Origin of the sequence: Microbacterium sp. LCT-H2 (assembly GCF_001866135.1) — a bacterium.
Classification (GTDB): Bacteria; Actinomycetota; Actinomycetes; order Actinomycetales; family Microbacteriaceae; genus Microbacterium.
The window spans coordinates 142,957-157,050 of sequence record NZ_MODW01000005.1; the positions used below are offsets into that span (position 1 = coordinate 142,957).

Genomic DNA, 14,094 nt, shown 5'->3' on the forward strand with positions numbered 1-14,094 from the left:
CTGGTCTCCTCGGTCTTACTTGATGCCGGTGATCTTGACGCGCGTGAGCTCCTGGCGGTGGCCCTGACGCTTCTTGTAGCCGGTCTTGTTCTTGTACTTCTGGATGACGATCTTCGGGCCGCGGAGGTTGCCGACGACCTCAGCCGTGACGGTGACCTTCGCCAGCGCGTCAGCGTCGGTGGTCACCGTGGAGCCGTCGACGAGCAGCACGGCGGGCAGCTGGATCTTGTCGCCCTGGGCAGCCTGAACACGGTCGAGCTGAACGATGGTGCCGACCTCGACCTTCTCCTGCCGGCCACCGGCGCGCACTACTGCGTAAACCACTTCATACCTGTTTCGTTGGGGAGCACGCGGCTCCGAGAATCTCACGGGAAGACTGTTGCTTGCATGCGTCGCTGGTACGACGGGCGCGAATGCAAGACTCTCCGCTTCGGCCGTCGAGGACGACGCGGCATGCGCACCAAGGGACTACTTTACCGGATGCCGGCTGACCTCGCAAAGTGAGCCGGGTGACGGGGCCGGTCGTAGGCTGACGGAGTGACCGTACTCGTCGACGACCCCCGCTGGCCCGCCCATGGACGCCTGTGGGCGCACCTGGTCAGCGACGACAACCTCGACGAGCTGCACGCGTTCGCCCACGCGCACGGCATCCCCGCCCGGGCCTTCGACCTCGACCACTACGACGTCCCGGAGGACGCCGTTCCCCGGCTCATCGCCGGTGGTGCGCAGCACGTCCCCGGCAAGGAGCTCGTCCGGCGCCTGATCGCCTCAGGCCTCCGGGTCCGCGGACGCGACCGGCGGCACTGACGCCTCCGAGTTCACGGACACCGGCGTGCCGGAGAGCGCGGCGGTGGTGACCCGGCGCCGTCCACGGCCCTGACCCGGCGCCTTGGGCTCCGGAAGCGCGTCCAGCACCGAGTCGAGCAGCTCCTCGGTCGGCGTCTTCGGCCCCTTGCGGTCGCCGCGCTTCTTCCGGGCCTTCTTCGGGCGCTCGGATGCGGACGCCGGAGCGGGCTCGGCGGCCGGGACCTCGGCAGCCGGTTCGCCGGCCGGCACGATGGTGGAGGCAGCGATCTGCGCGAGAGCGGACTTCGCCCCCTCGGTGATGGCGTGGGTCACCGGCGGTGCGGCGGGCGTGGAGTGATTGGTGCCCCCGCCGTTGCCGTTACCGTTGCCGTTACCGCGCTGCCGGCGTCCTCCGTTGCCACCGTTGCTGTTGCCGTTGCCGTTCGCGCGGTGCTTCACGATCGGGTCGTGGTGCACGATCACGCCGCGACCGGCGCAGACCTCGCACGCCTCGCTGAAGGTCTCCAGCAGGCCGAGCCCCAGCTTCTTGCGCGTCATCTGCACGAGCCCGAGCGAGGTGACCTCGGCGACCTGGTGCTTGGTCCGGTCGCGGCTCAGGCATTCGATCAGGCGCCGAAGCACGAGATCGCGGTTGGACTCCAGGACCATGTCGATGAAGTCGACGACGATGATGCCGCCGATGTCGCGCAGGCGCAGCTGGCGGACGATCTCCTCCGCGGCCTCGAGGTTGTTCTTGGTGACGGTCTCCTCGAGGTTTCCGCCCGAGCCGACGAACTTGCCGGTGTTGACGTCGACGACCGTCATGGCCTCGGTGCGGTCGATCACGAGCGAACCGCCGGAGGGCAGCCACACCTTGCGGTCCAGCGCCTTCTCGATCTGCTCGGTGATGCGGAACGCGTCGAACGGGTCGACGTCGTCCTCGTACGCCTCGACGCGCTCGAGCAGGTCGGGCGCGACGCTCTCCAGGTACGCCCGGATCGTGCGCTGCGACTCCTCGCCCTGGATGAGCATCTTCGTGAAGTCCTCGTTGAAGACGTCCCGGACGATCTTCACGAGCAGGTCGGGCTCGGCGTGCAGGAGCGCCGGAGCCTGCTGGCTCTCGACCTGCTTCTGGATGTGCTCCCACTGCGAGGTGAGGCGCTGCACGTCGCGGGTCAGCTGCTCCTCGGTGGCGCCCTCGGCCGCCGTGCGGACGATCACGCCGGACGACTCCGGCAGCACCTCCTTGAGGATGCGCTTGAGTCGCGCCCGCTCGTTGTCGGGGAGCTTGCGGCTGATGCCGTTCATCGAACCGCCGGGCACGTACACCAGGTAGCGGCCGGGCAGCGAGATCTGGCTCGTGAGGCGGGCACCCTTGTGACCCACCGGGTCCTTGGTGACCTGGACGAGCACGCGATCGCCCGGCTTGAGCGCCAGTTCGATGCGACGGGGCTGGTTGCCGGTCTCGACGCCGTCCCAGTCCACCTCGCCCGAGTAGAGCACGGCGTTGCGGCCGCGACCGATGTCGACGAACGCGGCCTCCATGCTGGGCAGCACGTTCTGCACGCGACCGAGGTAGACGTTGCCGATCAGCGAGGCGTCCTGGTTGCGAGCGACGTAGTGCTCCACGAGCACGCCGTCCTCCAGGACGCCGATCTGCGTGCGGCCGTTCTTGGAGCGCACGACCATCTTGCGGTCGACGGACTCACGACGCGCGAGGAACTCGGCCTCGGTCACGACAGGACGACGGCGACCGGCGTCGCGGCCGTCACGACGGCGCTGCTTCTTGGCCTCGAGGCGCGTCGAGCCCTTGATCGCCTTCGGCTCGGTGATGTACTCGACGACCCGCTGGCGCTGCCGCGGCTCGTCGCGCTGCTCGTCGCCCTCGGAGCCGCCGCGGCGACGACGCCCCCGGCGCCCTCCCCCAGACTCCTCCTGGTCACGCTCCGGTGCACGGTCGTCGCGACCGGGGCGTGCAGGAAGCGGGACGATCTCCGGCGCGTAGAAGTGCAGCTGCGTCGACACCTGCGACACGAAGACCTCGGGCAGCAGACCGAGCGAAACGGCGGTGACGGCGGCGGGCTTCTCCGGGTCGGCCGGGGCCTCCGGCTCAGGAGCGGCCTCGGGCTCGGCAGGGGCCTCGGACTCTGCGGGAGCCTCGGACTCAGCGGCAGCGTCGGACTCTGCGGGAGCCTCAGCCGGACCCTCAGGCTCGGCAGAAGCCTCGGACTCCGCAGCAGCCTCGGACTCCGTCGGAGCGTCGGACTCCACAGGGACGTCCTCTGAGGGAGCCTGCGCCGCGGAAGCGTCGCTCTCCGTCTCGACGCCCGGAGCGTCGGCGGTCGCCGTCAGCGGCTCCGCGGCATCAGCCGGGGCGTCGAGGGCGGGGGCGTTGTTGTCATTGTTCTCATCGGCCATCTCTGGCGTGCTCCCTGGCACGGTCCACTGCGCGTCCCGTGAAATCTCATGCGGCACCCGCGGGTGCCGCGAACTCAATCGGCCTGCGACCGGCTCATGGCTCTGGTCGCGTGGGGCATGGGCCCCGAAGTCTGCTCGACACGTGTCGCGGCAACGCCGTTCATCGCATCACAGGTCATTATCGCACCAAGTCGGTCCGATCGCGGCATCCCGTCGCTCATCACGCGTTTTCTCCGGGCGGTTCTCGCCCTTTCCATAGCCGTCGCTGGGATAATCCTGAGCATGAGCGAGCAGCGCACCCGCCCCGTCGTCTATGCCGTGTGGTTGATCATCGCGAGCGTCATCGGCTGGTACGCCGCCTTCCAGCTCACGGTCGAGAAGTTCGCGCTGCTGGAGAACCCCCAGGAAGCGCTCGGGTGCGATCTCAGCCCGTTCATCCAGTGCAGTACCAACCTGCAGTCCTGGCAGGGTTCGGTCTTCGGCTTCCCGAACCCGATCATCGGCCTCACGGGTTGGATGGCGCCGCTCGTGGTCGGTGTCGCGATCCTCGCCGGCGCACGCTTCCCCCGATGGTTCTGGGCAGCGTTCGGGGTCGGCATCACCTTCGCATTCGGTCTCGTGTGCTGGCTGATCGCCCAGAGCCTCTACGACCTCTTCGTGCTCTGCCCCTGGTGCATGGTCACCTGGGCGGTGACGATCCCCACCTTCTTCGCCACCATGGTGCACCTCGCCCGCAACGGGACCTTCACGGGCAACGCGAAGGTCCGTGCCGCTGCCGAGAAGCTCATGCCATGGGTACCGCTGGCGACCGTCCTCGCCTACGCGCTGGTCATCTTCCTGGCGCAGCTGCAGGGACTCGACTTCCTCGGCGAGATGGCGAAGATCCTCTTCTGATCTCTCCACGAGAACGACGAAGCCCGTCCGCCATTCCGGCGGACGGGCTTCGTCGTGATACTCGGGCTCAGTCGAACCAGATGCCCAGCTCGCGAGCGGCCGACTCGGGGCTGTCCGAGCCGTGCACGAGGTTCTGCTGCACCTTGAGGCCCCAGTCGCGGCCGAAGTCACCGCGGATGGTGCCCGGCGCAGCGGTCGTGGGGTCGGTCGTGCCGGCGAGGGAGCGGAAGCCCTCGATGACGCGGTTGCCCGCGAGGCGGATCGCCACGGAGGGACCGGACATCATGAACTCGAGAAGGGGCTCGTAGAACGGCTTGCCCTCGTGCTCGGCGTAGTGGGCGGCGAGCAGGTCGCGGTCGGGCTCGACGAGACGGATGTCGACGAGCGCGTAGCCCTTCGCCTCGATGCGGGCGAGGATCGTTCCGGTGAGGCCGCGGGCGACACCGTCCGGCTTGACGAGGACGAGGGTTTCTTCGGTGGCCATGTCATTCACTCTCTGTGTCTGCGTTCTGCGCGGTCGGAGCCTCGCTCGGGCGTCGTGCGTCCAGGCGGGCCCCCATGATGGTCGCATACGCCCACATGCCGCCGAAAATCAGGACGACGAGAAGCACGGCGGGGACGGCGATGGCCGACAGCGCGACCACGATCTGCACGATCCACCCGGCGGGGATCGCCCAGGGCTTCGTAATCATGCCCGCGATGACGACGCAGGCCACGGCCACGACGGCACCGCCCACGATGCCCCACCACTGCTCGATTCCCGCCGGCAGAGCCTTCAGGCCGAAGATCGTGAGACCGACGAGGAAGACGACGATCGCCTCGAAACCGAGCACCACCGGGGCGAGCTTCTGCACGAGGGTACGTGGTGCGCGGGGTCGACGCGGGGCCGCGGCGGCGCTCATGCGCGCCACCCCGACTTCCAGTCCTCCTCTTCGGAGAGCGCGATCGCCTCGCCGGCGAGCACGACGGACCCGGCGATGACCACGGCCCGACGATCCGACGAGGCCGCCCATTCCCGGGCCGCGTCCGCGGCGTCTGCGAGGGACGGGTGCACGGTGGCGCGCTGTCCGGCCTGTTCGACGAGATCGGCGATGAGGTCGGCATCGCTGGCGCGGTCCGACTCCGGCGCGGTCGCGAAGACGTGTGCGGCGGCCGGCGCGAGCCGCGCGACGATCCCCGCCGCGTCCTTGTCCGCGAGGACGCCGAGCACGAGGCCCCACTCGTCGAAGTCGAAGCTGTCGTCCAGCGCCTGGGCGAGCGCCGCGGCGCCGTGCGGGTTGTGCGCGGCGTCGACGATCACGGTGGGAGCGATGCCGAGGAGCTGCAGGCGGCCGGGAGACGTGCTGCCCTGGAGTCCGTCGGAGATCACGCCGCCGGCGATCGCCTGGCCGGCGCCGCCGATGAGCGACTCGACCGCGGCGACGGCCAGCGCGGCGTTGTGGCCCTGGTGCGCGCCGTACAGCGGCAGGTACTCCTCCTCGTACTGCCCCGCGAGGCCCCGGATGGTGAGGAGCTGACCGCCGACGGCGAGCTTCTGCTCGGCGAGCCCGAAGTCCTCGCCTTCGAAGGCGATGGTGGCATGGCGCTCCGCGGCCACGCGGCGCAGCACCTCGGCGGCCTCGGCCGGCTGCTGGGCGGAGACGACGGCGGCGCCCTCCTTGATGATGCCGGCCTTGACCTGGGCGATCTCGGCGATGGTGCTCCCCAGGCGATCCGCGTGGTCGATGTCGATCGGAGCGAACACCGCCACGTCGCCGTCCGCGGTGTTCGTGGAGTCCCACTCTCCCCCCATGCCGACCTCGAGGACGAGCACGTCGACGGGTGCGTCGGCGACCGCGACGAAGGCGAGGACCGTGAGCAGCTCGAAGAACGTCAGCGGGGCCTCCCCCGCCGCCTCGAGCTCGGCGTCGACGATCCCCACGAACGGCTCGATCTCGTCCCAGGCGTCGGCGACGGCCTCGTCGGCGATCGGTTCGCCGTCGATCATGATGCGCTCGGTGAAGCGCTCCAGGTGCGGGCTCGTGAACAGACCGGTGCGCAGATCATGAGCACGCAGCAGGCTCTCGATCATCCGCGCGGTCGACGTCTTGCCGTTGGTGCCCGTGATGTGGATGACGCGGTAGGTGCGCTGCGGATCGTCGAGGTACTCGAGGATCCGCGCCGTCCGCTCCTTGCGCGGCTGCACCCAGCGTTCTCCGGCTCGGCTCAGCAGCGTCTCGTAGACGGCATCGGCCCGGTCTCTCGCACTCATGCGCCCACCTTCTCCAGGTTCGTGTCGATCGTGACGAGGAGCGGCGCCTTCCCGGCCCCGAGGGCCTTCGCCCCGCTCCGATGCACGCCGTCTCCGGGGCTGGTGACCTCGTCGACGAGCCGGTCGAGGTCGTCGGTCGGCTGCACGGCGAACGCCACGGCGAGCGTCTCGGCGGCGATGAGGTCGGCATGGGTCTCCAGCGCCGCCGCCTCCGCGGGAGCGGCGTTGAGGGCCAGCACGATCCGGTCGCTGACGTCGAGCCCGGCGTTCTTGCGCGCCTCCTGCACGACGCGGATGGCGTCGCGGGCGATGCCCTCGGCTTCCAGCTCCGGCGTCGTGTCGGTGTCGAGCAGGACGAAGCCGCCGGACGGGACGATGGCCAGAGCCTCCCCCTCGGGGCGACCCGTGGTCTCGAGGACGAGGTCGTACTCGGCGGGCTCCAGCGCGATGCCGCCGGCGGTCACGACGCCGTCGGTCTCGGACCAGTCACCCGAGCGCGCGGCCTGGATGGCCTTCTGCACGTCCTTGCCGAGGCGCGGACCCGCAGCGCGGGCGTTCACGCTCAGCCGGTGGCTGATGCCGTACTCCCCGGCCGCCTCGTCGGTCAGCGGGACGAGCTCGACGGTCTTCACGTTGAGCTCCTCGCGGAGGATGTCCTCGAACTGGCCGAGGTCGGCCGCCAGCGGAGAGACCACCGTGAGCCGTGCGAGCGGCAGCCGCACGCGCAGCTTCTCCTTCTTGCGCAGCGCGTTGCCGACGCTCGACAGCTCACGAACCGCATCCATGGCGTCGCGGATCTCGTCGGCTGCGGGGAACTGATCCGCATCGGGCCAGTCCTGCAGGTGCACGCTGCGCCCGCCGGTGAGGCCCTGCCACACGCGCTCGCTGATGAGCGGGACGAGCGGCGCGGCCACGCGGCACAGCGTCTCCAGCACCGTGTAGAGCGTGTCGAAGGCCTCGCGGCTCTTCGGGTCGTCCGTCACGCCCACCCAGAACCGGTCGCGCGAGCGGCGGATGTACCAGTTCGTCAGCACCTCAGCGAAGTCGCGCAGTCGCGCGGACGCGCTGGTCGAGTCCAGACCCTCCAGATCGGCCCGGACCTCGCGGACGAGGTCGCCCAGGCGCGCGAGGATGTACCGGTCGAGGACGTCCGTCGAGTCGGTGCGCCACGACGCCTCGTACCCGCCTCCCTGGGGTGCCGAGCCTGTCGACGCATTCGCATACGTCGCGAAGAAGTACCACGAGTTCCACAGCGGCAGCAGGAACTCCCGCACGCCGGACCGGATGCCCTCCTCGGCGACGATGAGGTTGCCGCCGCGGAGCACTGCGCTCGACATCAGGAACCAGCGCATCGCGTCGGACCCGTCGCGGTCCAGCACCTCGGACACGTCCGGGTAGTTGCGCAAAGACTTCGACATCTTGTAGCCGTCGCTGCCGAGCACGATGCCGTGGCAGCTGACGCCCGTGAACGCCGGGCGGTTGAACAGCGCCGTCGAGAGCACGTGCATGACGTAGAACCAGCCGCGGGTCTGGCCGATGTACTCCACGATGAAGTCCGCCGGGGAGTGCGAGTCGAACCACTCCTGGTTCTCGAACGGATAGTGCACCTGCGCGTACGGCATCGAGCCGGAGTCGAACCACACGTCGAAGACGTCGCCGATGCGCCGCATCGTGCTCTTGCCCGTGGGGTCGTCGGGGTTCGGCCTCGTCAGATCGTCGATGTAGGGGCGGTGCAGGTCCACCTCGCCCTCGGGGTTGCGCGGCAGCGTGCCGAAGTCGCGCTCCAGCTCCTCCAGCGAGCCGTAGGCGTCGACGCGCGGGTACTCCGGGTCGTCGCTCTTCCAGATCGGAATGGGCGAGCCCCAGTAGCGGTTGCGGCTGATCGACCAGTCGCGGGCGCCCTCGAGCCACTTGCCGAACTGCCCCTCCTTCACGTTCTCCGGCACCCAGGTGATCTGCTCGTTGTTCGCGAGAAGGTCGTCCTTGATGTCGGTGACCCGGATGAACCAGCTCGACACGGCCTTGTAGATCAGGGGATTCCGGCAGCGCCAGCAGTGCGGGTAGGAGTGCTCGTAGCTCTGCAGCCGCACCAGGCGGCCGTTGTCGCGGATGATCCGCACGAGCGGGGTGTTCGCGTCCATCCACAGCTCGCCCGCGACATCCGTGACGTTCGGGAGGAAGCGGCCGCCGTCGTCGAGGGACAGGATCGTGGGGATGCCCGCAGCGCCGGCGACGCGCTGGTCGTCCTCACCGTAGGCGGGTGCCTGGTGGACGATGCCGGTGCCGTCGGTCGTGGTGACGTAGTCGTCGACGAGGATGCGCCAGGCGTTCTCCGTGCCGTAGGTCTCCTCGTCCGCGTAGTAGTCGAACAGGCGGTCGTAGGTGACGTCCGCCAACTCCGCACCGCGCAGCGTGGCGTCGACCGCGGCGTGCGCGTCCTCCGGGCTCTCGTAGCCGAGATCCTTGGCATACCCGCCGAGCAGATCCTTCGCGAGCAGGTAGCGGTGCGCGGAGGCCTCGACCGCGAGCTGGTCGGCCGAGGGAGCGGCGCGCCCCTGGTGTACGTCGGAGGCGCCGGCGGGACCGGCAGGCAGCACGACGTACTCGATGTCCGGCCCCACGGCGAGCGCGAGGTTGGTCGGCAGGGTCCACGGCGTCGTCGTCCAGGCGAGAGCGCGCACCCCGGTGAGCCCCAGCGCCTCGGCCTTCGCTCCGGTGAGCGGGAAGGTGACCGTGACCGACGGGTCCTGTCGCATCTGGTAGACGTCGTCATCCATGCGGAGCTCGTGCGCGGACAGCGGCGTCTCATCGCGCCAGCAGTACGGGAGGACGCGGTAGCCCTCGTAGGCGAGCCCCTTGTCGTACAGGGTCTTGAAGGCCCAGAGCACGCTCTCCATGTATCCGAGGTCGAGCGTCTTGTATCCGCGCTCGAAGTCCACCCACCGGGCCTGGCGGGTGACGTAGTCCTCCCACTCCCGTGTGTACTTCAGGACCGAGGAGCGCGCCTTCTCGTTGAAGACGTCGATCCCCATCTCCTCGATCTCGCTCTTCTCGGTGATCCCGAGTTGTTTCATCGCCTCGAGCTCGGCCGGGAGCCCGTGGGTGTCCCATCCGAAGACGCGGTCGACCTTGTGCCCGATCATCGTCTGGAAGCGCGGGAACACGTCCTTCGCGTAACCCGTGAGCAGGTGGCCGTAGTGCGGCAGACCGTTCGCGAAGGGAGGGCCGTCGTAGAACACCCACTCGGGGGCGCCCTCGCGCTGCTCGATGGAGGCGCGGAAGGTGTCGTCGGTCTTCCAGAAGTCGAGCACCTCCTCCTCGATCTGCGGGAAGCGGGGGCTCGGCGCCACAGTGGCGGCCTGGTCGGCTGCGGGGCCGAAAGAGGAGCGCGGGTAGGTCATGGTCTCTCGCAGTGGTCGTCGTGGCGGATGCTGCTGCGAGGACGATCCTCGCGGACCGCGGTACCACCTCGCGTGCCCCTGCATCCCCTCGACAAGCTCAGAGACCCACGGACCACTCTCACTGCGGCTGTGACGGGCCTGCCCCGCTCGGTTCTACTGAGTCCGTCGCCGGACCGTTCTTCCGAGAGCTCCCCGGTGATGGCCGGATCGATGCTCGTGTGCCCATTGTACGCGTGCTCCTCCCCCCCGCGGATTCCCTTCGGCGTCGCAGGATCTGGAGACAGCCCTGCGACCCGCGGCGGGATCTGCGACATCACGCCGTGCGCGCACGATGCAGTCCCTGGGCGATGGCGCGCATGACGAGGTCCTGCACTGCAGGCCACTCGTCCATCACCTGGTGATAGCCCAGACGGATGACGTGGAAGCCGCGCAGCTTCAGCTCCGCATCGTGACGGTTGTCCTGGTCGCGCTGGGCTCCGACGTGGGTGCCGCCGTCGATCTGCAGCACGAGTCGCTCGCCGATCAGAGCGTCCACCCGATGCCCGGCGATCCATGTCTGGAAGCGCAGCGGCAGCCGGAGCCAGCGCAGTCGCACGCGCAGGTAGGTCTCAAGCCCCGCATCCGCGAACGGCAGCGCCTCGGCCAGGAGCCGCCGACCGCGCGGTCCCCACGGGAGGCGGAGCAGCCTTTCTCGATCGACGAGCCCCTTGTTCAATGCCGACTCCCAGGTCGCGAGCGCCTGCTCGTACGGCTCGCAGGTGGACACCAGGCTCAGCACGTTCTCGATCGGGTCCTCCAGGACATCGGGGTGTCGCGGGACCAGAGGCCGTGCCCAGTGCACGCGGGCCTCCGACGGCTTCCCTCCCCGGCTGCCCGGGCTGGCGGCGAGGTGAAGGCGGGGTCTCTCGTCATGCACCCAGAGTCCCAGCCGTCGCGCCTGCGTCACGCACGCCAGCAGAACACCGTGCTGCGCCGCGGTCACCCGAGCCGGATCAGCATCGGGCAGCGCCACCCACCCGACCCGCACCCGGTGGATCATCCGCTCCGAGAGCGCCGTCTCGAGGTCGTACCGACTGACCCCGCGTTCCCGGAGCCGCTCGACCCGCGCGACTCCGTCGACCTCGCGCATCGCCTGCAGCAGCCGCGTTCGCCTCATCCCGTTCATGGCCCTGATACTGCTCCCCTGCCCCTCCCTCGTTCCCAGCCTCGGCCACCTCCTCCCATTCCCTGTGCACAACTCCCCCCACTCCCCCTCCCGTGCAGCCCGAGTCCCTCCTCCGGACCCCCGCTCGATGTCGCAGATTCCCGCCCCGTCGGACGTTCCCGCCGAGAGCCTGCGACGCGGCGCAGATCAGCGAGCTCCCGCAGGAGCAAGGAGGAAAACTGGGGTGTCGGAGGGAGGACATAGCCTCGGAGGATGCCGAAGCCCCCGACCGCACCCCGTGTGTCCGCGCCTGATCTGCCGCCCGTGCTGGAGCCCCGTGAAGCCGCGCGCCGCGCCGATCTCCTCGCCGCCGCCCTGGAGCTCACCGGCACCGTCGACCTCGCATACGCCACGCTCGAGCAGTGCGCGGTGCAGGCGGACGCCGAGAGCGTCGACCTCACCGGGGCCACGCTCCTCGACGTCGATCTTCCGGAACCGCGCATCGCGGCGCTCCGGCTGCGGAACGCGAGCATCCGTCGGCTCCGGATCACGGGAGGGCGCATCGGGACCCTCGACCTCAGCGACGCCCGCGTGGCGGAACTCGAGCTGCGCGACGTGCGCATCGACTATCTGAACCTGGGCGCCGCCCGCGCCGAAGACCTCGACATCGCGGCCTGCGCGATCCGCACGATCGACATCCCGCAGGCCGAGCTCACGCGCGTCCGGTTCCAGGCCACGCGCAGCGACGAGGTCGACCCCCGGGGCCTACGCGCGAAGGATGTGGACCTCCGCGGCCTCGACGTGCTGTCCTACCTCGACGTCCAGAGCCTCCGCGGCACCACGCTCTCGTCGGTTCAGGTGCAGCAGCTCGCCCCGGTGATGGCGGCGGGACTGGGGATCATCGTCACGGACTGACGGGGCCGCTCGCCGCGAGCAGCTCCCGGGTGAACGGGTGCTGCGGGGCGGCGAACACCGCCGCCGTGGGCCCCTGCTCCACGATCCGGCCGTCCTGCATGACCAGGACGTCGTCCGCGACGGCGCCGACGACGTCGAGATCGTGGGAGACGAAGACCATCGTCAGCCGCCGTTCCTCCTGCACCCGCGCCAGGAGCCGGAGCACCCGCTCCCGCACCGACGGGTCGAGAGCGGAGACGGGCTCGTCCAGCACCAGCACGTCCGGGCCCGCCGCGAGGGCGCGGGCCAGGGCCGCCCGCTGCCGCTGTCCGCCCGACAGCGCCGCCGGTCGTCGCACCACGACGCTCTCGTCGAGGCCGACCTCCGCGAGCAGCGCCGCGACCCGCATCCGACGGGCACCGCGCGGCACTCCCCCCGCCTCCAGCGCCTCCTCCAGGGACCGCCCGACCGTCCACCGCGGGTCGAAGGCGCCGAGCGGGTTCTGGTGCACGAGCTGCACCCGCGGTGCCCCGGTCCACCGCAGCGCCCCGGTGTCCGGCGTCTCCACGCCCACCAGCATCCGGGCGAGGGTCGTCTTGCCCGATCCGGATTCGCCGACGATGCCGAGCGTCCGACCGGCGGTCACCGTGAACGACGCGTCGACGACCGCGGGCACCCCGCCGAAAGCCTTGGACACCTTCTCCGCGACGACCACGGCCTCCGAGGACGCCGCACGCTCCTCCCGCGGCTCGTGCATCGTCGCCGCGAGGAGCTGCTGCGTGTACGGGTGCCGGGGGGCGGCGAGCACCTCCGCGACCGGGCCGGACTCCACGATCCGGCCGTCCTTCATCACGAGCACGCGATCCGCCACCCGCCGCACCGCCGCGAAGTCATGACTGATGAACACCACGGCGGTGCCGTCGTCGGCGATCTCCCGCAGCAGCACGAGGATCCGGGCCTGCACGGTCGCATCCAGGGCCGTGGTGGGCTCATCCGCGACGAGTACCGCGGGGTTCCCGGCCAGCGCCGAGGCGATGAGCGCGCGCTGCCGCAACCCTCCGGAGAGCTCCTGCGGACGCTGCCGTGCGCGGCGGTCGGGGTCGGGCATCCACACCCGTCCGAGAATCTCCCGCACCCGCGCGGCGAGGGCCGCCCGACCGCGCACGAGGCGGTGCAGCCGCAGCGGCTCGGCGATCTCATCCGCGATCCGCCGCAGCGGGTCCAGGGAGACGAGGGCGTCCTGCGACACGAGGCCGATCCCGGTGCCCCGGAGCCGCCGCCAACCGCGCTCGGTCAGGGCGGCGGCATCCACCCCATCGATGCGGAGCCGGTCGACGGCGACGTCGGCCGCGGGCGGCGTGAGGCCGAGCAGAGCGCGGGCCGAGAGCGACTTCCCCGCCCCCGACTCCCCCACGATCGCCACGCACTCGCCGGCCTCCACCGCGAACGACACGCCCTCCACGACGGGAGTCCCCGCGAAGCCGATCCGCAGCCCCTCGACCTCCAGCGCCGCACTCATGCGTCCCTCCCGTCTGCCCGAGCCCGGAGGATCCGTCCGATCACCGTCGCGCACACCACCGTCAGCGTGATCGCCAGACCGGGGAAGACCGACACCCACCACGCCTGCCCGAGCACGTTGCGACCGCCGGCGAGCATGAGGCCCCACTCCGGCGTCGGCTCGGACGGCCCGAGGCCCAGGAAGCTCAGCCCGGCCGCGGCGAGGATGCTCGACCCGATACCGATGGTCGCCAGCACGCTCAGCGATCCCAGCACTCCCGGGATGACGTGCCGGCGGAACGCCCGCAGCGGAGGCACGCCGAGGATGCGGGCGGCCTCGACGTGCTCCGCCACCCGCAGCGTCCGGGTCTGCACGCGGGCGAGCCGCACGTACACGGGTGCCGCGGCCAGCGTCACCGCGATGGCGATGTTCACCGGTCCCGGTCCCAGCACGGCCACCACGACGAGCGCCACCAGGAACTCCGGGAACGCCATGAGCACGTCGTTGATGCGCATGAGGGTGACGTCCACGCCCCGCGGCGACATGCCGGCGAGCGCGCCCACGAGCAGGCCGGCGGCGAGGGCGATGGCGGTGGCGAGAAGTCCGATCCCGACCGAGCGCCCCGCGCCGAACACCACGCGGGAGTAGACATCGCGGCCGCTCTGATCGGTGCCGAAGAGGTGCTCGGCACTCGGCGGCAGCAGAGCGGCCCGCACCTCGGTCTGCAGCGGATCGTGCGTGGCGAGCAGTCCCGGCCAGAGGGCGGCGATGGCGACCACGACCAGCACGACCGCGGCGGAGCTCAACA

12 protein-coding genes are annotated in these 14,094 nt (G+C 70.4%); 3 read left to right on the forward strand and 9 right to left on the reverse strand.

The annotated features are described in order from the left end of the window. Nucleotides 1–15 precede the first annotated feature (15 nt). The gene (gene rplU / locus BK819_RS13170) at nt 16–324 is read right to left on the reverse strand and encodes a 50S ribosomal protein L21 (RefSeq protein ID WP_025104973.1); all 309 of its coding nucleotides are present in this window, start codon (nt 322–324) and stop codon (nt 16–18) included. Between the two features lie 213 nt (nt 325–537). On the opposite strand from rplU, the gene BK819_RS13175 reads away from it, so the two are divergent. Continuing rightward, nucleotides 538–807 (forward strand): DUF4031 domain-containing protein, encoded by a 270-nt coding sequence (locus BK819_RS13175; protein WP_071329545.1) that lies wholly within the window; start codon nt 538–540, stop codon nt 805–807. Here the strand turns inward: BK819_RS13175 and BK819_RS13180 are convergent. After that, complete coding sequence (locus BK819_RS13180) at nt 769–3,204, reverse strand: Rne/Rng family ribonuclease (RefSeq protein WP_071329546.1); 2,436 nt, start codon at nt 3,202–3,204, stop codon at nt 769–771. The genes BK819_RS13175 and BK819_RS13180 overlap by 39 nt on opposite strands. Before the next feature lie 282 nt (nt 3,205–3,486). Between BK819_RS13180 and BK819_RS13185 the strand changes: the two genes are divergently transcribed. Further along, entirely contained in the window at nt 3,487–4,098 is a 612-nt protein-coding gene (locus BK819_RS13185; RefSeq protein ID WP_071329547.1) for a vitamin K epoxide reductase family protein, read from the forward strand. 67 nt (nt 4,099–4,165) lie between these two features. Here BK819_RS13185 and ndk read toward each other — a convergent pair whose 3' ends face one another. The 5 genes from ndk to BK819_RS13210 all read right to left on the reverse strand — a co-directional run bounded on the left by ndk (nt 4,166) and on the right by BK819_RS13210 (nt 10,915). Continuing rightward, entirely contained in the window at nt 4,166–4,582 is a 417-nt protein-coding gene (ndk, locus tag BK819_RS13190; RefSeq protein WP_071329548.1) for a nucleoside-diphosphate kinase, read from the reverse strand. A 1-nt stretch (nt 4,583) separates the two neighbouring features. Then, nucleotides 4,584–5,000, reverse strand: a complete 417-nt coding sequence (locus BK819_RS13195) for a DUF4233 domain-containing protein (protein ID WP_256209470.1) — start codon at nt 4,998–5,000, stop codon at nt 4,584–4,586. Further along, entirely contained in the window at nt 4,997–6,349 is a 1,353-nt protein-coding gene (locus BK819_RS13200; protein ID WP_060921675.1) for a folylpolyglutamate synthase/dihydrofolate synthase family protein, read from the reverse strand. Before BK819_RS13200 ends, BK819_RS13195 begins: the two co-directional genes overlap by 4 nt. Beyond that, the gene (gene ileS / locus BK819_RS13205) at nt 6,346–9,750 is read right to left on the reverse strand and encodes an isoleucine--tRNA ligase (RefSeq protein WP_071329550.1); all 3,405 of its coding nucleotides are present in this window, start codon (nt 9,748–9,750) and stop codon (nt 6,346–6,348) included. The genes BK819_RS13200 and ileS overlap by 4 nt, the downstream gene beginning before the upstream one ends. Before the next feature lie 313 nt (nt 9,751–10,063). Then, the gene (locus BK819_RS13210) at nt 10,064–10,915 is read right to left on the reverse strand and encodes an endonuclease domain-containing protein (protein WP_256209471.1); all 852 of its coding nucleotides are present in this window, start codon (nt 10,913–10,915) and stop codon (nt 10,064–10,066) included. A 252-nt stretch (nt 10,916–11,167) separates the two neighbouring features. Between BK819_RS13210 and BK819_RS13215 the strand changes: the two genes are divergently transcribed. After that, a complete protein-coding gene (locus tag BK819_RS13215) occupies nt 11,168–11,809 on the forward strand; it encodes a pentapeptide repeat-containing protein (protein WP_071329551.1) in 642 nt (213 codons plus the stop codon). Here BK819_RS13215 and BK819_RS13220 read toward each other — a convergent pair. After that, complete coding sequence (locus tag BK819_RS13220) at nt 11,799–13,307, reverse strand: ABC transporter ATP-binding protein (RefSeq protein ID WP_071329552.1); 1,509 nt, start codon at nt 13,305–13,307, stop codon at nt 11,799–11,801. The genes BK819_RS13215 and BK819_RS13220 overlap by 11 nt on opposite strands. Then, nucleotides 13,304–14,092 carry an ABC transporter permease gene (locus tag BK819_RS13225; protein WP_256209472.1) on the reverse strand — a complete coding sequence of 263 codons (789 nt, stop codon included), beginning with the start codon at nt 14,090–14,092 and terminating at the stop codon, nt 13,304–13,306. Before BK819_RS13225 ends, BK819_RS13220 begins: the two co-directional genes overlap by 4 nt. Nucleotides 14,093–14,094 lie beyond the last annotated feature (2 nt).

Bases quoted from the DNA above. Each gene is read 5' to 3' on its own strand.
- BK819_RS13180 (WP_071329546.1), bottom strand. From the start codon at position 3,204: ATGGCCGATGAGAACAATGACAACAACGCCCCCGCCCTCGACGCCCCG.
- BK819_RS13185 (WP_071329547.1), top strand. From the start codon at position 3,487: ATGAGCGAGCAGCGCACCCGCCCCGTCGTCTATGCCGTGTGGTTGATC.
- ndk (WP_071329548.1), bottom strand. From the start codon at position 4,582: ATGGCCACCGAAGAAACCCTCGTCCTCGTCAAGCCGGACGGTGTCGCC.
- BK819_RS13195 (WP_256209470.1), bottom strand. From the start codon at position 5,000: ATGAGCGCCGCCGCGGCCCCGCGTCGACCCCGCGCACCACGTACCCTC.
- BK819_RS13200 (WP_060921675.1), bottom strand. From the start codon at position 6,349: ATGAGTGCGAGAGACCGGGCCGATGCCGTCTACGAGACGCTGCTGAGC.
- ileS (WP_071329550.1), bottom strand. From the start codon at position 9,750: ATGACCTACCCGCGCTCCTCTTTCGGCCCCGCAGCCGACCAGGCCGCC.
- BK819_RS13210 (WP_256209471.1), bottom strand. From the start codon at position 10,915: ATGAACGGGATGAGGCGAACGCGGCTGCTGCAGGCGATGCGCGAGGTC.
- BK819_RS13215 (WP_071329551.1), top strand. From the start codon at position 11,168: ATGCCGAAGCCCCCGACCGCACCCCGTGTGTCCGCGCCTGATCTGCCG.
- BK819_RS13220 (WP_071329552.1), bottom strand. From the start codon at position 13,307: ATGAGTGCGGCGCTGGAGGTCGAGGGGCTGCGGATCGGCTTCGCGGGG.